Source organism: Burkholderia cepacia GG4 (genome assembly GCF_000292915.1).
GTDB lineage: Bacteria > Pseudomonadota > Gammaproteobacteria > Burkholderiales > Burkholderiaceae > Burkholderia > Burkholderia cepacia_D.
Genome location: NC_018514.1, coordinates 1,417,439 through 1,439,720, shown reverse-complemented (window position 1 = coordinate 1,439,720; position 22,282 = coordinate 1,417,439). Strand labels below are relative to the sequence as shown.

22 protein-coding genes are annotated in these 22,282 nt (G+C 69.3%); 15 read left to right on the top strand and 7 right to left on the bottom strand.

Annotation, left to right across the window (positions count from 1 at the left end):
• Positions 1–308: 308 nt before the first annotated feature.
• A complete protein-coding gene (locus GEM_RS22185) occupies positions 309–704 on the top strand; it encodes a hypothetical protein (protein ID WP_014899639.1) in 396 nt (131 codons plus the stop codon).
• Between the two features lie 33 nt (positions 705–737).
• Positions 738–1,535 (top strand): SH3 domain-containing protein, encoded by a 798-nt coding sequence (locus GEM_RS22180; RefSeq protein ID WP_014899638.1) that lies wholly within the window; start codon positions 738–740, stop codon positions 1,533–1,535.
• A 94-nt stretch (positions 1,536–1,629) separates the two neighbouring features.
• Here GEM_RS22180 and ilvD read toward each other — a convergent pair whose 3' ends face one another.
• The 5 genes from ilvD to GEM_RS32325 all read right to left on the bottom strand — a co-directional run bounded on the left by ilvD (position 1,630) and on the right by GEM_RS32325 (position 8,426).
• On the bottom strand, positions 1,630–3,489 hold the full coding sequence (ilvD, locus tag GEM_RS22175) for a dihydroxy-acid dehydratase (protein ID WP_041490791.1): 1,860 nt from the start codon (positions 3,487–3,489) through the stop codon (positions 1,630–1,632).
• A 275-nt stretch (positions 3,490–3,764) separates the two neighbouring features.
• Complete coding sequence (locus GEM_RS22170) at positions 3,765–4,787, bottom strand: Ldh family oxidoreductase (RefSeq protein ID WP_014899636.1); 1,023 nt, start codon at positions 4,785–4,787, stop codon at positions 3,765–3,767.
• Positions 4,780–6,372 (bottom strand): aldehyde dehydrogenase (NADP(+)), encoded by a 1,593-nt coding sequence (locus GEM_RS22165; protein WP_014899635.1) that lies wholly within the window; start codon positions 6,370–6,372, stop codon positions 4,780–4,782. The genes GEM_RS22170 and GEM_RS22165 overlap by 8 nt, the downstream gene beginning before the upstream one ends.
• 72 nt (positions 6,373–6,444) lie before the next feature.
• Positions 6,445–8,070 (bottom strand): APC family permease, encoded by a 1,626-nt coding sequence (locus GEM_RS22160; RefSeq protein WP_014899634.1) that lies wholly within the window; start codon positions 8,068–8,070, stop codon positions 6,445–6,447.
• 233 nt (positions 8,071–8,303) lie between these two features.
• Positions 8,304–8,426 (bottom strand): hypothetical protein, encoded by a 123-nt coding sequence (locus tag GEM_RS32325; RefSeq protein WP_272148450.1) that lies wholly within the window; start codon positions 8,424–8,426, stop codon positions 8,304–8,306.
• Between the two features lie 248 nt (positions 8,427–8,674).
• Here GEM_RS32325 and GEM_RS22155 point away from each other — a divergent pair, with 248 nt between their 5' ends.
• The 4 genes from GEM_RS22155 to GEM_RS22140 all read left to right on the top strand — a co-directional run bounded on the left by GEM_RS22155 (position 8,675) and on the right by GEM_RS22140 (position 12,321).
• Positions 8,675–9,607, top strand: coding sequence for a 4-hydroxyproline epimerase (locus GEM_RS22155; RefSeq protein WP_085963800.1), 933 nt, complete (start codon positions 8,675–8,677; stop codon positions 9,605–9,607).
• Complete coding sequence (locus GEM_RS22150; protein ID WP_014899632.1) at positions 9,604–10,731, top strand: NAD(P)/FAD-dependent oxidoreductase; 1,128 nt, start codon at positions 9,604–9,606, stop codon at positions 10,729–10,731. Before GEM_RS22155 ends, GEM_RS22150 begins: the two co-directional genes overlap by 4 nt.
• Before the next feature lie 79 nt (positions 10,732–10,810).
• Complete coding sequence (locus tag GEM_RS22145) at positions 10,811–11,044, top strand: 2Fe-2S iron-sulfur cluster-binding protein (RefSeq protein WP_011658575.1); 234 nt, start codon at positions 10,811–10,813, stop codon at positions 11,042–11,044.
• The gene (locus GEM_RS22140; protein ID WP_014899631.1) at positions 11,041–12,321 is read left to right on the top strand and encodes an NAD(P)/FAD-dependent oxidoreductase; all 1,281 of its coding nucleotides are present in this window, start codon (positions 11,041–11,043) and stop codon (positions 12,319–12,321) included. Before GEM_RS22145 ends, GEM_RS22140 begins: the two co-directional genes overlap by 4 nt.
• 51 nt (positions 12,322–12,372) lie before the next feature.
• Here GEM_RS22140 and GEM_RS22135 read toward each other — a convergent pair whose 3' ends face one another.
• Positions 12,373–13,317, bottom strand: coding sequence for a LysR family transcriptional regulator (locus tag GEM_RS22135; RefSeq protein ID WP_014899630.1), 945 nt, complete (start codon positions 13,315–13,317; stop codon positions 12,373–12,375).
• Between the two features lie 164 nt (positions 13,318–13,481).
• Between GEM_RS22135 and gtdA the strand changes: the two genes are divergently transcribed.
• The 8 genes from gtdA (at position 13,482) to GEM_RS22095 (ending at position 19,973) form a co-directional block, all read left to right on the top strand.
• Positions 13,482–14,528, top strand: a complete 1,047-nt coding sequence (gene gtdA / locus GEM_RS22130; protein ID WP_014899629.1) for a gentisate 1,2-dioxygenase — start codon at positions 13,482–13,484, stop codon at positions 14,526–14,528.
• A gap of 90 nt (positions 14,529–14,618) precedes the next feature.
• The gene (locus GEM_RS22125; RefSeq protein WP_014899628.1) at positions 14,619–15,317 is read left to right on the top strand and encodes a fumarylacetoacetate hydrolase family protein; all 699 of its coding nucleotides are present in this window, start codon (positions 14,619–14,621) and stop codon (positions 15,315–15,317) included.
• A gap of 34 nt (positions 15,318–15,351) precedes the next feature.
• Positions 15,352–15,993: a maleylacetoacetate isomerase gene (maiA, locus tag GEM_RS22120; RefSeq protein WP_014899627.1), complete on the top strand. Its 642-nt coding sequence runs from the start codon at positions 15,352–15,354 to the stop codon at positions 15,991–15,993.
• A 19-nt stretch (positions 15,994–16,012) separates the two neighbouring features.
• Entirely contained in the window at positions 16,013–17,221 is a 1,209-nt protein-coding gene (locus GEM_RS22115; RefSeq protein WP_014899626.1) for a 3-hydroxybenzoate 6-monooxygenase, read from the top strand.
• A gap of 76 nt (positions 17,222–17,297) precedes the next feature.
• Positions 17,298–18,659 (top strand): MFS transporter, encoded by a 1,362-nt coding sequence (locus GEM_RS22110; protein ID WP_014899625.1) that lies wholly within the window; start codon positions 17,298–17,300, stop codon positions 18,657–18,659.
• 115 nt (positions 18,660–18,774) lie between these two features.
• Complete coding sequence (locus GEM_RS22105; RefSeq protein WP_014899624.1) at positions 18,775–19,125, top strand: ArsR/SmtB family transcription factor; 351 nt, start codon at positions 18,775–18,777, stop codon at positions 19,123–19,125.
• A complete protein-coding gene (locus GEM_RS22100; protein ID WP_014899623.1) occupies positions 19,115–19,549 on the top strand; it encodes a YeeE/YedE family protein in 435 nt (144 codons plus the stop codon). Before GEM_RS22105 ends, GEM_RS22100 begins: the two co-directional genes overlap by 11 nt.
• 1 nt (position 19,550) lies before the next feature.
• Positions 19,551–19,973, top strand: coding sequence for a DUF6691 family protein (locus GEM_RS22095; RefSeq protein ID WP_014899622.1), 423 nt, complete (start codon positions 19,551–19,553; stop codon positions 19,971–19,973).
• 146 nt (positions 19,974–20,119) lie between these two features.
• Here GEM_RS22095 and GEM_RS22090 read toward each other — a convergent pair whose 3' ends face one another.
• Positions 20,120–20,470 (bottom strand): hypothetical protein, encoded by a 351-nt coding sequence (locus GEM_RS22090; protein ID WP_014899621.1) that lies wholly within the window; start codon positions 20,468–20,470, stop codon positions 20,120–20,122.
• 202 nt (positions 20,471–20,672) lie between these two features.
• Between GEM_RS22090 and GEM_RS22085 the strand changes: the two genes are divergently transcribed.
• Positions 20,673–22,157 carry a PLP-dependent aminotransferase family protein gene (locus GEM_RS22085; protein ID WP_187293276.1) on the top strand — a complete coding sequence of 495 codons (1,485 nt, stop codon included), beginning with the start codon at positions 20,673–20,675 and terminating at the stop codon, positions 22,155–22,157.
• The last annotated feature ends 125 nt before the right edge of the window (positions 22,158–22,282 follow it).

The window sequence follows — 22,282 nt, the reverse complement described above, 5'->3', positions numbered from 1 at the left end:
GTCGGTGGCGGCGCGAGCCGCGTTCCTGTGTGAGCGGGCCGAGGTCCGCGGGTTTCAGGCCGCCGGGGGCCGCGAACGCCCGTCCGCGCCGGCCAGCCTGACTAGGTTCAAGTTGAGGGCATTTGCGCCAACTTCAACGCCGGTGCGGCGAACGCTCAAGCACGCGGCATGCCCGCAGCGGATCCGGCACCCTTTTCGAGGCCGGAAACAAAAAGTAACCGATCAAACCCGCGGAAATATGCGGGGGACGTAAGCTAGAGTCAGGCGCGCGCCCATGCGGCGATGCGCGGATTCCTGCGGAGTATGAAATGAACCCGATTCCCGCCGCGAAGCCTGCCGTCATGGCGCTGGCCGTGCTCGCGCTGAGCGGCTGCTATTACTACCCGGGCCCTTACGGCTATGCGCCGTATTACGCACCCGTGCCGGCTACGGTGACGCAGCGCGAGACGCCGGTTGCACCGGCAAGCGCCGCGCCGGCCGTTCCGCCGCCGGCGGACGACTACTACGCACCGGACCCGGTGTACGTCGCGCCGGCCTACGTGCCGTACCCGGCCTACTATCCCGCGTACTACCCGGGCTGGTACGGGCCGCCCGTCACGATCGGCCTCGGCTTCTGGGGGCATTGGGGTGGCGGATACCGGGGCGGATACGGGGGGCGCCGTCCGTGGGGCGGCGGACATTGGGGCGGTGGCCATCGACATTGACCGGCGCGCGGCGGCACCGCGCGGGAGAGCATCATGAGCAACACGATCATTCGAAGTTTGTGCGTCGTCCTGTTCGGCATCGCTGCCGTGCCGAGCATCGCCGACGCGCAGAGCAGCGCTTACACGAACTCGGGCGCCGAGCTCTTTGCCGGGCCGGCACCCGATTATCCGGTCGTCGCGCAGCTTCCGCCCGGCACCGCGCTGGAGGTGTTCGGCTGCCTGAGCGACTACTCGTGGTGCGACGTTGCGCTGCCGGGCGTGCGCGGCTGGATCGACGCGGAGCAACTCGACTATCCGTATCAGGGCAATTACGTGCCGATGCTCGAATACGGCGCGATCATCGGCGTGCCGATCACCGGGTTCGCGATCGGTGCTTACTGGGATCGCCACTACCGCAACCGGCCGTGGTTTCATGATCGCGATCGCTGGGAACATCGTCCGGAGCCAAGGGTAGGCCCCGGCGGGAGGCCGCCCGGACAGTGGCATCCGCAGCCGGGCGGGCCGGTTCAGCGCGCACCGGGTGGCGCGCCGCCGGCCGAGCATGATGCACGACCGTCGGCCACGCGCGGTGGCTGGAACGGCCCGAACCGCGCGCCGGCGCCGCAGGCCGCACCCGCGCCGATGCCCGGAGCGGTCGGCAATGCCCGTCAGCCGGCGCCACAGCAGCCCGCGCCGAACGGTGCGGCCCGGATGATGGAGCCGCCGATGCATCAGGGCGGCGGCGGTTACGGCGCACGGCCGCAAGGCGGCGGAAACGGCGGCGGGGACCACGGCGGGAGCCATGGCGGCGGCGGTGGCGGGGGTGGTGGCAACGACGAATTCCGCCGTTGACTGACGGCGACGACGGCGCAGCCGCGACCCCGGCCGGCGCCGGACGAAAAAAAAGCCGCTCCGGAGAGCGGCTTCGCGTGCCGGGGGGGCTGCGTCAGTCGTCGAGCAGTGACAGGTCGCGCACGGCACCCTTGTCGGCCGACATCACCAGCTTCGCATAGGCCTTCAGCGCCGCTGACACTTTGCGCGGACGCGGTTGCGCCGGCTTCCAGCCCTTCGCGTTCTGCTCTTCGCGGCGGCGTGCCAGTTCGTCGTCCGACACCAGCACGTCGATCGTGCGGTTCGGGATGTCGATGCGGATCTTGTCGCCGTCGCGCACGAGGCCGATCGCGCCGCCCGCTGCCGCTTCCGGCGAGCAGTGACCGATCGAGAGGCCCGACGTGCCGCCCGAGAAGCGACCGTCGGTCAGCAGCGCGCATGCCTTGCCGAGGCCCTTCGACTTGATGTAGCTCGTCGGGTACAGCATTTCCTGCATGCCCGGGCCGCCCTTCGGGCCTTCGTAGCGCACGATCACCACGTCGCCGGCCTTGACCTTGTCGTTCAGGATGTTCTCGACTGCTTCGTCCTGCGATTCGGTCACGTGGGCCGAGCCTTCGAACACGAGGATGCTTTCATCGACGCCGGCCGTCTTCACCACACAGCCGTCGAGCGCGATGTTGCCGGTCAGCACGGCCAGGCCGCCTTCTTTCGAAAACGCATGCTCGTACGAGCGGATGCAGCCTTCGGCGCGGTCCAGGTCGAGGCTCGGCCAGCGCGTGTCCTGGCTGAACGCGACCTGCGTCGGGATCCCGGCCGGGCCGGCCAGGTAGAACTGGCGGACCGCTTCGTCTTCGGTGCGGACGATGTCCCACTGTTCGAGCGCGTCCTTCAGCGTCGGCGCGTGCACGGTCGGCACGTCGGTATGCAGCTTGCCGGCGCGCTCGAGTTCGCCGAGGATCGCCATGATGCCGCCGGCGCGGTGCACATCCTCGATGTGGTACTTGTTCGTGTTCGGCGCGACCTTGCACAGCTGCGGCACGATGCGCGACATGCGATCGATGTCCTTCATCGTGAAGTCGATGCCGGCTTCCTGCGCGATCGCCAGCAGGTGCAGGATCGTGTTGGTCGAGCCGCCCATCGCGATGTCGAGCGTCATCGCATTCTCGAACGCCTTGAAGCCGACCGAGCGCGGCAGCACGCGCATGTCGTCCTGTTCGTAGTGCTGGCGGGTCAGCTCGACGATGCGGCGGCCGGCGCGCTTGAACAGCTGCTCGCGATCGGCGTGGGTCGCGACGACCGTGCCGTTGCCGGGCAGCGACAGGCCGAGCGCTTCGGTCAGGCAGTTCATCGAGTTCGCGGTGAACATGCCCGAGCACGAACCGCAGGTCGGGCAGGCCGAGCGTTCGACTTCGGCGACGTCGGCATCCGAATACGACTGGTCGGCCGCGATCACCATCGCGTCGACGAGGTCGAGCTTCTTCAGTTCGACGGTCTTGGTGACCGGGTTCGCGAGACGCGTCTTGCCGGCTTCCATCGGGCCGCCCGACACGAAGATCACCGGAATGTTGAGGCGCATCGCGGCCATCAGCATCCCCGGCGTGATCTTGTCGCAGTTCGAGATGCAGACCATCGCGTCCGCGCAGTGCGCGTTCACCATGTATTCGACCGAGTCGGCGATGATGTCGCGGCTCGGCAGCGAATAGAGCATGCCGTCATGGCCCATCGCGATGCCGTCGTCGACCGCGATCGTGTTGAATTCCTTCGCGACGCCGCCGGCGGCTTCGATCTCGCGCGCGACGAGCTGGCCGAGATCCTTCAGGTGCACGTGCCCGGGCACGAACTGCGTGAACGAGTTGACGACCGCGATGATCGGCTTCGAGAAATCGTCGTCTTTCATGCCGGTGGCGCGCCACAGCGAGCGCGCACCTGCCATGTTGCGGCCGGCGGTGGAGGTTTTGGAACGGTATGTGGGCATTGTGATGGCTGAAGAAATATCGCGGAAAAGGGTGGAGGCACGGGAATAAAGGCCTCTCGCGCGCCCGTGCGAACAACCTCTTGAGCTGCGCCCTGGGCAAACTGGGCGATTATCCCACAGCCGATGGGCGTGCGGCGCCCGCGGGAGCGGGCGCGCGGCGCAGGCGGTGCGCCGGGCGGGGGAGCGGAGGCGGGCGCAGGACCTCGCCGGCCGAACCGGACGGCGGCTTCATCGTCAGTCCTGCCGGCGATGACGTCGCGTCCGGTGATCGCGCGTCAGTCGAGCAGCGTCAGGATTTCGTCGTACAGCGCCTTCGGAATCCGCACGCCGTGCGCGATGCTGCGCGCGCGGGCGTCGAAGCGTCGCTGCGACGGCAGCCGCGCGCCTTGCCCGGTGATCGACGCGAACATCCGCTCGCCGCGCGCGAGGCCCGCGTCGAGCTCGTCGCCGAGGAACACCTTCGGATCGAACGCGATCACGAGTTCGCCATGGCACGGCGTCGCGCCGACGCCTTCGTCGAAGTCCATCGACTCCTGGCTCGTCAGGTCGCCGATCAGCGCGCCGCCGAGCAGCTCGACCATCGCCGCGAGCGCCGAGCCCTTGTGGCCGCCGAACGTGCGCATCGCGCCCTGCAGCGCGGCCTTCGGATCGGTGGTGGGCTGACCGTCGGCATCGATCGCCCAGTGCGGCGGAATCGCCTTGCCCTGTTTCGCGTGCAGCTCGATGTCGCCGCGCGCGATCGCGCTCGTCGCGAAGTCGAACACGAACGACACGCCGCCCGGGCGCGGCCACGCGAACGCGATCGGGTTGGTGCCGAACACCGGCTCGCGACCGCCTTCCGGCGCGACCCAGCTGTGGCTCGGGTTCATCGCGATGCCGACGAGCCCCTCGGCGGCAATTGCCTCGACCTCGGGCCACAGCGCCGAGAAGTGGTAGCAGTGGTTGATCGCCATCGCGGCGATCCCGTGCTGCTTCGCCATCTCGACGAGCACCGGCAGGCCGGTTTCGAAGCTCAGCAGCGAGAAGCCGCGATGCGCGTCGACCGCGACGATCGACGACGACAGCCGGCGCAGCGTCGGCACGGCCTGCGGATCGACCTTGCCTTGCTTCAGCGAGCGCACGCACACGAGCAACCGGTACACGCCGTGCGAATGGCACTCGTCGCGCTGGCCCTGTGTGATCACGCGGGCGATCGCCTGCGCGTGCGCATCGGACATCCCGTGGTGCGTCAGCACCCGCAGCGCGAGCGCGTGGACTTCATCGAGCGACAGGACGACTTCGGCGAGCGGCTCAGACATCGCGCGCTTCCCGCGGCGCGGGCACGCCGTCGATGCGCTGCGGCACGTTCAACGGGTTGCCGTTGCGGATCGCGTCGGGCAGCAGTGCGTCCGGCACGTCCTGGTACGACACGGGGCGCAGGAAACGCTCGATCGCGCGTGCGCCGACCGAGGTCGTGCGCGTGTCGGACGTGGCCGGGAACGGGCCGCCGTGGACCATCGCATGACCGACCTCGACACCGGTGCCGAAGCCGTTGACGAGAATGCGGCCGGCCTTGCGCTCCAGCGTCGGGCGCAGCGCGGCGAACAGCGTCGCGTCGCCGTCGGCGAGATGCGCGGCGATCGTCAGCTGGCCTTCGAGCGACTTCAGCACGCGATGCAGCGTGTCGGCGTCCGGGCAGCGCACGATCAGCGACGCGGGGCCGAACACTTCGTCGCGCAGTTCGGGATGCGCGATGAACGCATCCGCGGACGTCGCGAACAGCGCCGCGCGCGCCTGGTAGCGGCCGCCTTCGACGCCTTCGGCCAGCAGTTCGACCGCACCGTGTGCACGCAGTGCGGCAACGCCTTGCGCATAGCTCGCGTGGATGTGCGGCGTCAGCATCGTCTGGGCGGCGGTGGCGCGCACGGCCGTGGCCGCCGCGGCTTCGAACGCGCGCAGCGCGGGGCCGTCGATCGCGAGCACGAGGCCCGGGTTCGTGCAGAACTGGCCGGCGCCGAGCGCGAGCGAGGCGACGAACTGCGGCGCGATCGTGTCGTGGCGCGCGTCGAGCGCGGCCGGGAACAGCAGCACCGGGTTGATCGAGCTCATTTCCGCATAGACCGGAATCGGCTCGTGGCGCGCGGCCGCGATGTTCATCAGCGCGACGCCGCCGCGGCGCGAGCCGGTGAAGCCGACGGCCTTGATGCGCGCATCAGCGACGAGCGCCTGGCCGATTTCGCGCGACGCGTCGAACAGCAGCGAGAACACGCCGGCCGGCAGCCCGCATTCACGCACGGCCTGCTGGATCGCGCGGCCGACGAGCTCGGACGTGCCCGGGTGCGCGGAGTGCGCCTTGACGATCACCGGGCAGCCGGCCGCGAGTGCCGATGCGGTATCGCCGCCCGCGACCGAGAACGCGAGCGGGAAGTTCGATGCGCCGAACACGGCGACCGGCCCGATCGCGACGTTGCGCAGCCGCAGGTCGACGCGCGGCAGCGGCTTGCGGTCCGGGCGTGCCGGGTCGATGCGCGCATCGACGTAACCGCCGTCGCGCACGAGCGACGCGAACAGTGCAAGCTGGCCGACCGTGCGGCCGCGTTCGCCTTCGACGCGTGCGCGCGGCAGGCCGGTTTCGGTGACGCAGCGCTCGATGAGAGCGTCGCCGAGCGCCATGATGTTGCGGCCGATCGCATCGAGAAACGCGGCGCGTTGCTCGGGACTCGTTTCGCGGTACGTATCGAATGCTTCGTCGGCGAGCGCGCAGGCCGTCTCCAGGTCGTGCAGGCTCGCGCCGCCGAACGCGGGTTCGAGCGGTTCGCCGGTCGCGGCGGCGATCGCGTGAAGGGTGCCGTTTTGTCCGGCGCTGGCCGACTGGCCGATCAGGAGCTGACCTGTGAGTTGCATGGTTTCTTCCTCGGAAAATGCGGGGCCGGGCGTGGTGCGCCCGGCCGGAGTGGCAAGGGGAAAACGGGGGCGTCAGCCTTCGTCGTCTTCGAGCTGCAGCTTGTCGGAACGGATGCCGGTGTTGGCGCCCCAGTAGTAGATGACGAGCGCGACGGCCGCGACGACGACCGTGTCGTACGGATGGGCGAGCTGGCCCGTGCCGCCGAAGCCGCCGAAATACGACAGCACGATCATGGCCGCGTAGAACGCGATCAGCCACGCGGACGAACGCACCTGCTCGGCGAGGCTCAGGTGCGCGGTCGGCACCCAGCGGCGGCAGGCGAGATAGATCACGAACATCACGATCTGCAGGCCGAGCAGCCAGGACACCGTGCTCCAGCCCGACCAGTAGACGATCAGCGCGGCAATCACGAACGACGCGGGGCCGGTGATGCCGAACGCAACCGCGCGGAACGGCCGCGGCAGGTCGGGCGCGGTGCGGCGCAGCGCGGCGACCGACACGGGCGCGACCGCATAGCTCAGCACGAGCGCGGCCGACACGATGTTGATCAGTGCCTCCCACGACGGGAACGGCATCGTCCAGAAGATCGCGAGGCCGAACGTGAGCCACAGGCCCGCGCGCGGGATGCCCGACGCTTCGTCGACGCGCGTGAAGACCTTGAAGAACGTGCCCGTCTTCGCCCAGCCGTAGACGACACGCGGCGTCGCGTTCATGTAGATGTTGCCGCAGCCGCTCGGCGAGATCATCGCGTCGGCGACGACCATCACCGCGAGCCAGCCCACCCCGAGCGCGAGCGCGATGTCGCGGTACGGCAGCGAGAATGCCTTGCTGACGTCATGCCAGCCGGCGGCCAGCATGTCGGTCGGGATGCTGCCGATGAACGCGAGCTGCAGCAGCACGTAGATCAGCGTCGACAGCAGGATCGACAGGATCAGTGCGATCGGGATCGTGCGCTGCGGATTGCGCACTTCGCTCGCGACCGACACGATCGGCGTGAGGCCGAGGTACGCGAAGATGATGCCGCCCGCGGACACGGCCATCTCGATGCCCGGCATGCCGAACGGCGCGAAGCCGTGCGCGGTCAGATTGGCGGGCTTGAAGAACGTGAACAGCACCGCGATCACCGACAGCGGCACGATGAACTTGAAGACGCTGATGATGTTGTTCGCCTTCGCGAACGTCTTCACGCTCGAATAGTTCAGGTAAAAGAAGAAGCACAGCAGCGCGGCCTGCAGGAGCCAGCCGATCGTCGTCGGGTCGCTCGATCCGGCCTTGGTCAGGCTGGGGAACCAGGCGGCCGCGTACTGGCGCGCGGCGACCACTTCGATCGCGATCAGGCTCGAGAACGCGATTAGCGTGATGAAGCCCATCAGGTAGCCGAGCAGCGGGCCGTGCGAGAACACCGGGTAGCGGACCACGCCGCCCGCGCGCGGCAGCGCGGCGCCGAGCTCGCAATAGACGATGCCGAGCAGCAGCACCGAGAAGCCGCCGAGCAGCCACGAGAAGATGCCGGCCGGGCCGGCGATCGTCGACACGTGACTCGCGGCGAACAGCCACCCGGAACCGAAAATCGCACCGAGACCGATGAACGTCAGGTCGGTCAGCGACAGCTGTTTCTTGAATTTGCCGTGACCGCCGTCAGCGGGCACGGAACGGGAAAGCGGGACGGACGGGTGTGTGTTGCCTTGACCTGGCATGGGTTTGTCTCCTGGGAAATATCGGGGCAGGTGTGGCTTGCGCCGCGCTCCGACGGAGCAGCGGCGCACACCTGCCGGCCGGCGTGCGTCCGGTTCGAACGCCCGGGGCGGGCCGGGTACCGTTCATGCGCAGCGCGGGCTGGCGTTGCAGCGAACGGACCCGTGCGGGCCATGCCGGACCGGAAGTGGCGACACGACGGGGGGAAGCCGCTGCATCGCCGGGGGGAAACCGGTCAGCGGTTCACCCGGTTCGGTTCGGCGCGGTGCGCGGCGTCGAAGGCGATGGCAGCGCCCGGTGCGAACCGGTTGCTGATGGCGGGAAAAACTCCGCTCCGCTGGATGGCGTTTCGGCTCACTGCAATCTCCTGCTTCGTATCGGCCGACGACAGGCGCGTCGAGGTGCAACCAGTATCGCCGTGCAAACACCCATCACGCTTGAGCCGTATCGCGGAGCAAAATGACGAAATCGGCACAGTGCCAGGAAGGGCCGCGAACGGCATTCCGCGCTATGCCGATTTCGTCGCCGTCCTCATCGAAAAGCCACAAGCGGACGGACGCGCGACGGAGGAAGCTATGCTCCTTTCCCCACTTCGGACGGCTCATGATGAAGCGCATCCAGATCATCGATTCGCACACGGGCGGCGAACCCACGCGGCTCGTCGTGTCCGGTTTCCCCTCGCTCGGCAACGGCACGATGGCCGAGCGCCGTGACGTGCTCGCACGCGAGCACGATCGCTACCGCACCGCGTGCATTCTCGAGCCGCGCGGCAGCGACGTGCTGGTCGGCGCGCTGCTGTGCGAGCCGGTGTCGCCGGAAGCCGCGGCGGGCGTGATCTTCTTCAACAACAGCGGTTATCTCGGGATGTGCGGGCACGGCACGATCGGCCTCGTGCGCACGCTGCATCACATGGGCCGCATCGAGCCGGGCGTGCACCTGATCGAAACGCCGGTCGGCACCGTCGAGGCGACGCTGCATGACGACCTGTCGGTCAGCGTGCGCAACGTGCTCGCATATCGCCATGCGCAGGCCGTCGCCGTCGACGTGCCGGGTTACGGCCCGGTGAAGGGCGACATCGCGTGGGGCGGCAACTGGTTTTTCCTGATCAGCGACCACGGCCAGCGCGTGGCCGGCGACAACGTCGCGGCGCTGACCGCCTATTCATCCGCGGTGCGCGAAGGGCTCGAACGCGCGGGCATCACCGGCGCGAACGGCGGCGAGATCGACCATATCGAACTGTTCGCGGACGATCCCGAACACGACAGCCGCAGCTTCGTGCTGTGCCCGGGGCATGCCTACGACCGTTCGCCGTGCGGCACCGGCACGAGCGCGAAGCTCGCGTGCCTCGCGGCCGACGGCAAGCTCGAGCCGGGTGTCGTGTGGCGGCAGGCCAGTGTGATCGGCAGCGTGTTCCAGGCGAGCTATGCGCAAGTCGACGGCGGCATCGTGCCGACGATCCGCGGCAGCGCGCACCTGAGCGCGGAAGCGACGCTGTTGATCGAGGAAGACGATCCGTTCGGCTGGGGCATCGTGTCGTGAGCGAGACCAGGACCGACGTCGTCGTGATCGGCGCCGGCATCGTCGGCGCGGCATGTGCGCATGAACTCGCGCAGCGCGGGCTGCGCGTGCTCGTCGTCGACGACGCGAGCGGCGGCGCGACCGGCGCCGGCATGGGGCACCTCGTCGCGATGGACGACAACGCGGCGGAGCTCGCGTTGAGCCATTACTCGATCGAGCTGTGGCGCGCGCTCTCCGGCGAGATGCCGGAAGGCTGCGCGTACCGCAACTGCGGCACGCTGTGGCTCGCGGCGGATGCCCACGAGATGGACCTCGCGCGCACCAAGCAGGCGACGCTTGCCGCGCACGGCGTCGCGGGCGAGCTGATCGACGCGACAACGCTCGCGCAGCTGGAACCGATGCTGCGCGCCGGTCTCGGCGGCGCGCTGAAGATTCCCGGCGATTCGATTCTCTATGCGCCCGTCGCCGCGAGCTGGCTGTTGCAGCGCGCGCCGGGCATTACGTTGCGGCGCGATCGCGCGGTGGCGGTCGACGGCCCGAGCGTGACGCTCGCGAGCGGCGACACGCTGCGCGCGGAACGCGTCGTCGTCGCGAACGGCATCGCCGCGCGCACGCTGTTGCCCGAACTGCCGCTGCGCCCGAAGAAGGGCCATTTGCTGATCACCGACCGTTATCCGGGCCAGGTGTCGCACCAGCTCGTCGAGCTCGGCTATGCGGCGAGCGCGCATGCGAGCGACGGCACGTCGGTCGCGTTCAACGTGCAACCGCGGCCCACGGGCCAGTTGCTGATCGGCTCGTCGCGCCAGTTCGACACCGAGGACGCGCGCATCGAGCCGCCGGTGCTCGCGCGCATGCTGCGCCGCGCGGTCGCCTATCTGCCCGATTTGGCCGAGCTGAACGGGATTCGTTCGTGGACGGGATTCCGTTCCGCGAGCCCCGACGGCCTGCCGCTGCTCGGCGAACACCCGGCGCGGCCGGGCGTATGGCTCGCGGTCGGGCACGAAGGGCTCGGCGTGACGACTGCGCCGGGCAGCGCGCGGCTCGTTGCCGCGCTGATGACCGGCGAACGGCCGCCCATCGACATCGAACCGTATTTGCCGGGACGTTTCCTGACGACGTCCCCCGTAGCCGGAGCGCTGACATGAAACGACCCCCACGCTCACTTTGTTCGCTGCCCCCCGCGGGGGCGGTCAGCCCCCTTGGGGCGGCCCGGCGGAGGCTGACATGATCATTCATCTGGACGGCCGCGCGCTGACGGTGGCCGACGGTGCAACCGTCGCGGCCGCCGTCGCGGCGAGCGGCGACGACACGACGCGCGTGTCGTGCACGGGTGCGGCGCGCGCGCCGTTTTGCGGTATGGGCATCTGCCAGGAGTGCAGGATGACGATCGACGGCCGCCGTCGTCTGGCATGCCAGACGCTGTGCCGCGACGGGATGCGGGTGGAGCGCACGCGATGAAACAGGAACGACTGAGCGTCGACGTCGCGATCGTCGGCGCGGGCCCGGCCGGGCTGTCGGCTGCACGGGCCGCCGCACGAAGCGGCGCAACGATCGCGATCGTCGACGACAACCCGCGTGCGGGCGGGCAGATCTGGCGCCAGCCGGCGGCCGCGACGCCGGTGCCGGCCGCCGCGGAACGCCTGGCCGTGCTGCGTCAGCCGAACGTCACGCATCTCGCGGCCACGCGCATCGTCGCGGAAACACAGCCGGGCACGCTGCTGCTCGAGGATGACGAGCGCGGGTTCCTGCTGGAATTTCGCACGCTGATCGTGTGCTGCGGCGCCCGCGAGCTGCTATTGCCGTTCCCGGGCTGGACGCTGCCGGGCGTCACCGGCGCGGGCGGCCTGCAGGCGCTGATCAAGTACGGCCTCGACGTGCGTGGGCAGCGCACGGTGATCGCCGGCAGCGGTCCGCTGCTGCTCGCGAGCGCGGCGACGGCCCGCCAGGCCGGCGCGCAGGTGTCGCACGTGCTCGAACAGGCGGCGTGGCGCGATGTCGCCGGCTTCGGCGCGGGGCTGTGGCGCTGGCCGTCGAAGCTCGCGCAGGCCGCGAAGCTCGTCACGACTGCCTACCGGCCCGATGCGCATGTGGTCGAGGCGTTCGGCGACAAGCGGCTCGAACGCGTGCGGATCCGGCAGGGCGAGCGCGAGTTCGAGGTCGACTGCGACCGGCTCGCGTGCGGCTTCGGCCTCGTGCCGAACACCGTGCTGCCGAGCCATCTCGGCTGCCGGATCGAGAACGGCGCGGTGGCGGTCGACGCGCACCAGCGCACGAGCCGCGACGGGTATTTCGCGGCGGGCGAGTGCACCGGTGTCGGCGGCAGCGAACTGGCGATGATCGAAGGCGAAATCGCTGGCTACGCGGCCACCGGACAGACGGCGCCGCTGGCCGCGCTGGTCGCGCTGCGCGCGCACTGGCAGGCATTCGCGGATGCGGTGCGTGAGCGCTTCGCGATCCGCGAGCCGATTCGCCGGCTCGCGCGGCCCGATACGCTGCTGTGCCGTTGCGAGGACGTGCGTTTCGACGCGGTCGCAGACGCGGTCGCGCCGGTGCCGGGCTGGACGGCCGCAAAACTGCAGACGCGCTGCGGGATGGGCGCGTGCCAGGGCCGTGTGTGCGGCGCGGCCGCGCAGGCGCTGTTCGGCTGGACGCCGCCGGTGCCGCGCACGCCGCTGGTGCCCGCGCGGGTCGGCACGCTGATGCTGGACGACACGGCGCCCTGCGACGGCGCCTGACGCGCCGCGCCGAAGCGGCCCGGCCCGGTTCGCGCCGGGCCGCTTCGGCGCTCACTCCACCTTCACTTTCTCCCATCCGCCCACCTGCGGCGCCGCACAGGCTCGCAGACACTCGATCGCGGCGGCCACGGCCGCGCGATTCGCGCTGTCCGGATGCCAGTACATCGACACCGCGCCCTGGCCCTCGACCTGCATCGGCAGGATGCGGATCGCGTTCAATTGCTCGAAGCGCCGCGCGGCACGATGCGACGCGACGCCGAGCAGGTCGGTGTTGTTCAGCAGCGTGAGGTTCAGGATCGACGAATTCGATTCGACGCAGTGCGGCGGCTGCACGCGGCCGGCGGCCGTCAGCGCGACCTGTAGCGCGGTGTGCACCGGCGTGCCGGACGGCCAGACGATCCACGAGTACGCGAGCACCGCGTCCCAGCCGAGGGATGCCGTGCCGACGAGCGGGTGATCGGGCCGCGCGACGAACACCACCGGATCGACATACAGCGCCTCGGCGTGCAGGTGCGGATCGACGGACGCGGACCCCGAGCGGCCGACCACGATGTCCAACTCGCCGCGCGCGAGCTGCGGCATCAGCTGGTTCATCGTGCTTTCGGCGAGCCGCACCTGCGCGCGCGGCATCTGCTTCAGCAGCTGCGACACCGCGAGCGGCACCGTATCGGCGGCCGCGACGCCCGACGTGCCGATCGTCACGAGGCCGCTGCCGCCTTCGCGCAGGGCGGCCATGTCGTCGCGCGCGACGTCGAGCTGCGCCTCCACGCGGCGCGCGTGTTCGATCAGCGCATCGCCGTAGGGCGTCGGCCGCAGGCCGCGCGCGTGCCGCTCGAACAGCGGCAGCCCGACATCCTCCTCCAGTTCCTTCAGCCATTTCGACAGCGCGGGCTGCGTGGTCGCGAGCGCCGCCGCCGACTGGCTCAGGTTGCCCGTGCTGGCAAGGCTCAGCAGCACTTGCAGGTGCCGCAATCGCAGCCGGTGGGTCCAGTCCATCGCATGCTCCGTATCGGATGGTATATCCGAAATCATATGGATTAGATGATTTCGCCATTTTACCGGGTATGCCTGCGTCGAATATAAATTCGTTAACGGACTGAAGCACCCGGTCCCCGACCTGACACAGCGCCGAACGCGATCGGCCGCCCCAAGGAGACATCATGACCAGCCGACACCCGGATACGTCGCGCGCCGCCTACTACGCACGCATCGCTGAACAGCGCCTCGCGCCGCTGTGGGAATCGCTGCACAACCTCGTGCCGAAAACCCCCCAGCCGGCCGCGCAGGCCGCGATCTGGAAATACGCGCAGGTGCGCGACCTGGTCATGCAGGCCGGCAGCGTGATCAGCGCGGAAGAGGCCGTGCGTCGCGTGCTGGTGCTCGAGAACCCGGGGCTGCCCGGCAAGTCGAGCATGACGCCGAGCCTGTACGCGGGCCTGCAACTGATCCTGCCGGGTGAGATCGCGCCGAGCCATCGGCATACGCAGTCGGCACTGCGCTTCATCGTCGAAGGCAAGGGCGCGTGGACCGCGGTGAACGGCGAGCGCACGACGATGCATCCGGGTGACTTCATCATCACGCCGTCGTGGGCGTGGCACGACCACGGCAACCCGTCGGTGGAAGACGGCGGCGAGCCGGTCGTGTGGCTCGATGGGCTCGACATTCCACTGGTCGCGAATCTCGATGCGGGCTTCGCGGAGAACTATCCGGAAGCCGAGCAGCCCGTCAGTCGCGTGGAAGGCGACAGCTTCGCGCGCTTCGGTCACAACATGGTGCCGGTGCGGCATCGCGTGAGCGACCCGACGTCGCCGGTGTTCAGCTATCCGTACGCGCGCACTCGCGAGGCGCTCGACGCGCTGTACCGCAACGGCGAGCTCGACGCATGGGACGGCGTGAAGCTGCGCTACGTGAATCCCACGACGGGCGGCTGGCCGATGCCGACCATTGCCACCTTCATGCAGTTCCTGCCGGCGGGCTTCGATGGCCGCACGTATCGCAGCACCGACGCGACGATCTATTGCGTCGTCGAAGGCAGCGGCACCGCGCACATCGGCGCCGACACGTTCGCGTTCGAGCCGCACGACATCTTCGTCGCGCCGTCGTGGGCGCCGGTACGGCTGTCGGCCTCGTCCGACGCCGTGCTGTTCAGTTATTCCGACCGGCCCGTGCTGTCCGCGCTGAACCTGCTGCGCGAAGCGCGCGACTGACGCCGCCGGTTTCCCCGCTTTCCCCGATTCGTCCGGTGCGCCGTCGCTGCGGCGCGCGTTCCTTCTTTCATGCCTACGCTGGAGCCGTTCATGACTTACGTTTTCCCGCCCGAAGCGCCGGTGGCGCTTTCCGTCGCCGGTAGCGACGCCCGCTTCGCGGTCCGCCGCGTGTACTGCGTCGGCCGCAACTACGCGGCCCATGCGCGCGAAATGGGCTTCGATCCCGATCGCGAACCGCCGTTCTTCTTCTGCAAGCCGGCCGATTCGATCGTGCCGGTCGCATACGGCGAAACGCTCGATCTCGAGTACCCGACGCAGACGCAGAACTACCACTACGAAGCCGAGCTCGTCGCGGTGATCGGCAAGGGCGGCGCGGACATCCCGCTCGAGCGCGCGCTCGAGCACGTGTGGGGCTATGCGGTCGGCCTCGACATGACGCGCCGCGACCTGCAGATGAAGATGCGCGAAATGGGCCGGCCGTGGGAAATCGGCAAGGCATTCGACCGTTCGGCACCGATCGGGCCCGTGCATCCGGCAAGCGAAGTCGGCCATTTCGAGCAGGCCGGCCTGTGGCTGACCGTCAACAACGCGACGAAGCAGAAGAGCGACGTGTCGCACCTGATCTGGTCGGTCGCGGAAACGGTCGCCGACCTGTCGAAGTTCTTCCGCCTCGAACCGGGTGACGTGATCTTCACCGGCACCCCCGAGGGCGTCGGCGCGGTGGTCAAGGGCGACGTGATGAAGGTCGGCGTCGAGCGTCTCGGCGAACTGGCCGTGCGCGTGGTCTGACGCGCGTTCGTCGATTTCCTCGAAAGGTCACATCGTGCAACTGCATAGCTTTTTCAACAGTTCGACATCCTATCGGGTGCGCATCGCGCTCGCGCTGAAAGGACTGCCGTACGACACGCTGCCCGTGAACATCCGCACGGGCGAGCACCGCGAGGCCGGCTACGTCGCACAGGTGAATCCGTCGGCGTCGGTGCCGGCGCTGGTCGACGGCGATTTCCGTCTCGGCCAGTCGCTCGCGATCATCGACTACCTCGACCAGATTCATCCGGAGCCGCGGCTGATTCCGCTCGAACCGCGGCACCGCGCGCGCGTGCTGGAACTTGCGACGCTGATCGCATGCGACATCCACCCGATCAACAACCTGCGCGTGCTGCGCTACCTCGACAGCGAACTGCAGGTCACGCCGCAGCAGAAGAGCGCGTGGTACCGGCACTGGGTCGCGGAAGGGATGGCCGGCGTCGAGCGGCTGCTCGCGCGTGCGGACACCGGTCCGTGGTGCTTCGGCGATGCGCCGACGCTCGCCGACGTGTGCCTCGTGCCGCAGGTCGCGAACGCGCTGCGGATGGATTGCGACCTGAGCGCGTATCCGCGCAGCCTGGCGATTTATGAACATGCTCGGCGCGAGCCGGCATTCGACGCGGCGCAGCCGCAGCGGCAACCGGACTACGTCGCGTAACACGAAGCAGGAGACAGACATGGACGAGACCAACAACACCGGCCGACGCGTACTCGTGATCGGCGGCGGCATCGGCGGGCTGGCGACGGCGCTGGCGCTCGCGCGTCAGGGCATTCGCGTGAAGCTGCTCGAGCAGGCCGCGCAAATCGGCGAGATCGGCGCGGGCATCCAGCTCGCCGCGAACGCGTTCAACGCACTCGACGCGCTGGGCGTCGGCGAGGCCGCGCGCGGCCGGGCGGTGTTCACCGACCGGTTGCAACTGATGGACGCGGTCGATGCGCGGGAAGTCGCGTGCATCGATACGGGCGCTGCGTATCGCGAACGCTTCGGCAACCCGTACGCGGTGATCCATCGCGCGGACATTCATCTGTCGATCTACGAAGCGGTCAAGGGTCATCCGCTGATCGAGTTTCGGACCAGCACGCAGGTGTGCGGGTTCGAGCAGGACGACAACGGCGTGACCGTGATCGACCAGCATGGCGAGCGCTATCGCGCCGACGCGGTGATCGGCTGCGATGGCGTGAAGTCCGCGATCCGGCAGGCGCTGATCGGCGATGCGCATCGCGTGACGGGGCATGTCGTGTACCGCGCGGTCGTCGACGTCGACAACATGCCGAAGGATCTGCAGATCAATGCGCCGGTCGTCTGGGCCGGCCCGCATTGCCATCTCGTCCATTACCCGCTGCGCGGCGGACGGCAATACAACCTCGTCGTCACGTTCCATAGCCGCGAGCAGGAAACGTGGGGCGTGCGCGACGGCAGCAAGGAGGAAGTGCTGTCGTACTTCGACGGCATCCATCCGCTGCCGAAGCAGATGCTCGACCGGCCGACGTCGTGGAAGCGCTGGGCCACCGCCGACCGTGACCCGGTCGAGCGCTGGAGCACGGGCCGCGCGACGGTGCTGGGCGACGCCGCGCATCCGATGACGCAATACATCGCGCAGGGCGCGTGCCAGGCTCTCGAGGACGCGGTGACGCTCGGCGCGGCGGTCGCGCAGACCGATGGCAACTTCGAGGCTGCGTTCGCGCTGTACGAGCGCGTGCGGATTCCGCGCACCGCGCGCGTGCTCTATTCGGCGCGCGAAATGGGGCGCATCTATCACGCGAAGGGCGTCGAGCGTCAGGTGCGCAATGCGCTGTGGGTCGGCCGCACGCAGGCGCAGTTCTACGACGCGCTCGAGTGGCTGCACGGCTGGCGCGCGGAGGATTGCCTGAAGACCGTCGCCTGACGCGCTTCAGCCCGAATCCGGCGGCGCGCATTCCAACGACATCACGCGCGACCGCCTTCATGGAGGAGACACCATCATGACCGACAAGCTTTCCATCGACGTCAGCGAATGGATCGACCGGCATCGCGTTGCGCCGTTTCAGGCCGCGATTGTCGTGCTGTGCTTCCTGATCGTCGCGATCGACGGTTTCGACACGGCATCGATCGGCTTCATCGCGCCCGTCATTCGCGCGGAATGGGGCCTGTCGCCCGCGCAGCTCGCGCCGGTATTCGGCGCGGGGCTCGCCGGGCTGATGGCCGGCGCACTCGTGTTCGGGCCGTTCGGCGACCGGTTCGGCCGCAAGCGCCTGCTGCTCGCCTGTGTCGCGTGCTTCGGCATCGCCAGCGCCGCGTCGGCGAGCGCGGGCGGCCTGACCGAGCTGATCGCGTGGCGCTTCGTGACGGGCCTCGGGCTCGGCGGCGCGATGCCGAACGCGATCACGCTGACGTCGGAGTACTGCCCCGCGCGGCGCCGCTCGCTGCTCGTGACGACGATGTTTTGCGGCTTCACGATCGGCTCCGCGCTCGGCGGGCTCGCGGCCGCGTCGCTGATCGAGCACGACGGCTGGCGCGCGGTGCTCGTCGTCGGCGGGGCCGCGCCGCTGCTGCTCCTGCCCGTGCTGACATGGCGGCTGCCGGAATCGGTGCGCTACCTCGTCAACACCGGCGCGGCGCGCGAGCGGATCGCGGCGATGCTTGCGCGGATCGCACCGGACCCGCATCTCACACACGCGTCGTTCATCGCGCCGCGCGGCAAGCCGGCCGGGTCGCCGCTCGGCCGCCTGTTCGGCGCCGACCTGCTGCGCGGCACGCTGCTGCTGTGGCTCACTTTCTTCATGAGCCTGCTCGTCATCTACCTGCTGTCGAGCTGGCTGCCGACGCTGTTGCGCACGACCGGCGCGACGCTGCAGACGGCCGCGCGTGTGACCGCGATGTTCCAGGTCGGCGGCACGCTCGGCGCGATCGTGCTCGGCTGGCTGATGGACCGTTTCGATCCGCATCGCGTGCTCGCCTGCAGCTATGCGGCGGCGGGCGTGTTCGTCGCGGCGATCGGCGTGCTGGCCGCGTCGCCGGACAGCGCGGCGCTGGCGGTGTTCGCGGCCGGTTTCTGCGTGTCGGGCTCGCAGGTCGGCGCGAATGCGCTGTCGGCCGCGTTCTACCCGACCGAATGCCGGACCACGGGCGTGAGCTGGGCGAACGGGATCGGTCGCGGCGGATCGGTCGTCGGCTCGATGGCGGGCGGGGCGATGCTCTCGATGGGGCTGCCGTTGCCGACCGCGTTTGCGTTCGTCGCGGTGCCGTGCGGGATCGCGGGGATCGCGGTGCTGGTGCTCGGCGTGGTGCGGGCCGCTGCGAAGCGGACGGCGGCAGCCGATGCGATTGCCGGCGAGCAGGCATAGCGGAGGCAGGGATGGGGGCGCCGATGGCGCCTTCTGATGGCACCAGCCGAAAGTTCGAATCGATATTATATAAATTGATATAATATCGATTCGTTAATCGTCTGCCGTCGCCCTCATGAACCCCGATTCTTCCGCCGGGCTGCCCGAGCCCGACCAGATGCGCGCAGCCGCCGAATCGGCGTGCGCGCTGCTCAAGGTGCTGTCCAATCCCGACCGGCTGTTGCTGCTGTGCGAACTGTCGCAGGGTGAACGCTGCGTCAGCGATCTCGAGACGCGGCTGGATATCCGCCAGCCGACGCTGTCGCAACAGCTCGGCGTGTTACGGGACCACGCGCTGGTCCGCACGCGCCGCGACGGCAAGAACATCCACTATTCGCTCGACAGCCCGGCCGCGATCGCGGTGATGGGCGTGCTGTATGAACAGTTCTGCGGCCCGGCCGCGAAGGGGACGCGCGATGCAGCTTGATGCGCTTCATTTCACGCCGTGGCTGTCGCTCGCGGGTGGCGTGCTGATCGGGCTCTCCGCCGCGTGGCTCGTTGCGTTCAACGGACGGATCGCCGGGATCAGCGGCATCGTCGGCGGCCTGTTGACCGCTGGTGCCGCGGAGCGCGACTGGCGTGCCGCATTCGTCGCCGGGTTGATCGCCGCGCCGCTGATGATGCGTATCGCCGGTGGCGGCGTGATGCCGCAGGTCGATGCAGGCTGGGGCGAATTGCTGGCGGCCGGGCTGCTGGTCGGGATCGGCACGCGGTATGCGGGCGGATGCACGAGCGGCCACGGGGTGTGCGGGCTGTCGCGCGGCGCATCGCGGTCGATCGTCGCGACGGCGGTTTTCATGGTCGCGGGCTTCGCGACCGTATTCGTGCGGCGGCACGTGCTGGGAGGCTGACATGCAGGCAGGATTCGCGTTTCTGGCCGGGCTGCTGTTCGGCGTCGGACTCATCGTGTCGGGGATGGCCAACCCGCAGAAGGTGCTCGGTTTTCTCGACCTGGCAGGCCGTTGGGATCCGTCGCTCTCGTTCGTGATGGCCGGCGCGATCGGCGTCGCGGTGTTGGCATTCGCATGGGCGAAGCGCCGGACGCGGTCGTGGCTCGGTCTGCCGATGCAGTGGCCGGCCGCGCGGACGATCACCGTGCGCCTCGTTGTCGGGAGCGCCGTGTTCGGCGTCGGCTGGGGGCTTGCCGGGTTCTGCCCGGGGCCGGCGATCGTGTCGATCGGATTCGGGTCGCTCAAGGGCATCGCGTTCGTCGTGGCGATGCTGGTCGGGATGGCGTTGTTCGAGTGGATCGAGCGTTCGCGACGCGCCCGATAGCCGGCGATGCGCCGTATGCGGCGAAGCGGGATGGCCGCGGCGTCCGGATCGGTGGAAGGCGAACACGGTGACCGGGCCGTGCCGAATGCACCGATCGGCAATAGGGTGAACCCGTCGCGATACCGGAGACGCGGCGAGCGGCCACGTCAGCGTTGCTCGCGCACCTGCCGCTCGCCGAATATCTGCGCGGACAACCGGCGCAGGATCGCGTGCCATCCTGCGAACCGGCCTGAGCGGCCCGCAGGTTCCACAACGGTCGTGCTGACCGCCCCCCCGCAGCTGGCAGACAACACCACGTGACCGGGCATCTCGATCGTCTGGCATTCGCCTTCATCGAGCACGCGGCGAATGAATTGCGGCGCATCAGGCAGCCAGTCGAGCCCGCCGTGACGCAACGTGACTGCGAGCGCGCCGTCCAGCACGATGATCTGGCTGCCCTTGTCGAACCACGCAAAGTGGCTTTGCCCGGCATCGAGCCGGATGTCTTGCGTCCGCATGGCGAGTTCCTTTCCCGGTTGCACGGCCCGCGACGGCGAGGCGACGGCGTGCAATCAGGTTAGGGAAACGCGTGCGGGCACGACAGATTCAGGGGCCGGGAATCTGTTGCGGTGCAGGCGCGGATGTCGCACCGCTGTATCGGTGGGTTTCCCCCGAATCTGTATCTGGCGTGCACCCAGGCGCGCGGGCACGATGGCCCGCATGACGCCCATCACCGACCCGTCCCGCCCGCTTTTGCCGATGGCCGGCGAGCCGCTTTACGAACGGCTCGCCGAGCATTACCGCCGCATCATCGCGGCCGGCACGCTGGCACCCGGCGACCGGATGCCGTCGGTGCGCGCGTTCATGGCGCGGCACGGCGTGAGCCTGTCGACTGCGATCCAGGCGTTCCGGCGGCTCGAGGATACCGGCTGGTGCGAAGCAAAGCCGCGCTCGGGCTATTTCGTGCGGCGGCGCGCAGCGGCCGCGCTTGGCACGCTGCCGGAAAGCGACGGGCCGCCGCTGAGCGTCGAGCCGCCGTTCGCGGGCCTGCACGAACGCGTGTCGCGCGTGATCGATCGCGCGAACGCGACGCCCGAGGCGCTGAATCTTGGCGGCGCGTCCGCGCTGGCGACGCTGTATCCGTCCGAGCGCCTGCAGGCGCTGGCGATCCGGCTGCTGCGGCGCAAGCCGACGCTGCTGACCGACGCGGGGCCGGTCGGCGGTTCGCCCGAATTCCGGCAGACGATGGCCAAGCGCGCGCTGTCTTACGGCGTGACCGTGTCGCCGGACGACGTGGTGTCGACGAGCGGCGGCGTCGATGCCGTGAATCTCGCGCTGCGTGCGGTGGCGCGCCCCGGCGACACGATCGCGATCGAATCGCCGGCTTTTTTCGGCTTGATCCAGCTGCTCGAAAGCCTCGGCCTGCGCGCGCTCGAGATTCCGGCGAGCCCGACGACGGGGCTGTCGATCGAGGCGCTCGACGTGGCGCTGACCGCGTACCCTGACATTCGCGCCGTGGTCGTCGTGCCGAACCTGCAGAACCCGCTCGGCAGCGTGATGCCCGACGAACGCAAGGCCGCGCTGGTCGCGCTGTGCTCGCGCCACGGGGTCGCCGTGATCGAGGACGAGCCGTATCGCGAGCTCGTCGAAGCGCCGCACGCGGTGAAGCCCGTGAAGGCATGGGACCGCGACGGCACGGTGATCTACTGCCCGTCGTTCAACAAGGTGCTGGCGCCCGGGATGCGGCTCGGCTGGATGAGCGCAGGCCGTTGGCATGCGCGCGTGAAGATGCTCAAGTTCGCGCACAGCCGCCACAACGCCGCGTTGCTGCAGGCCGTCGCGGCCGAATTCGTCGGCTCGGGTGCGTTCGATCGCCACCTGCACCGGTTTCGCGAGCAGCTTCGCGTGCAGCGCGATGTAACGATCGACGCGATCGCGCGCCACTTTCCGGCCGGTACACGGATGAACCGGCCGCCGGGCGGCATGCTGCTGTGGATCGCGCTGCCGGACGGCGTGCGCTCCGAAGCGCTGTTCGATGCGGCGCTGGCGCGCGGGGTAAGGATCGCGCCCGGCTCGATCTTCTCGAATTCCGATCGCTTCGACGCGTATATCCGGCTTGCCTGCACGCGGGTGTTCGACACGACGCACGAGGCGGCGATCGAAACGCTCGGCCAGTTGATACGCGACGCGGCAGCCGCAGCGTAAGCGGGCGGGCTGTCAGCCAGGGTGGCGCGATTCCTGCCGGGCCCGGCTGTCGTGACGGGGGCACGGGCCGACCGGTCCGGCAAGTTGCCTTCACGTTGGCCGGCCGCCGTGCCACGATGCGCCGA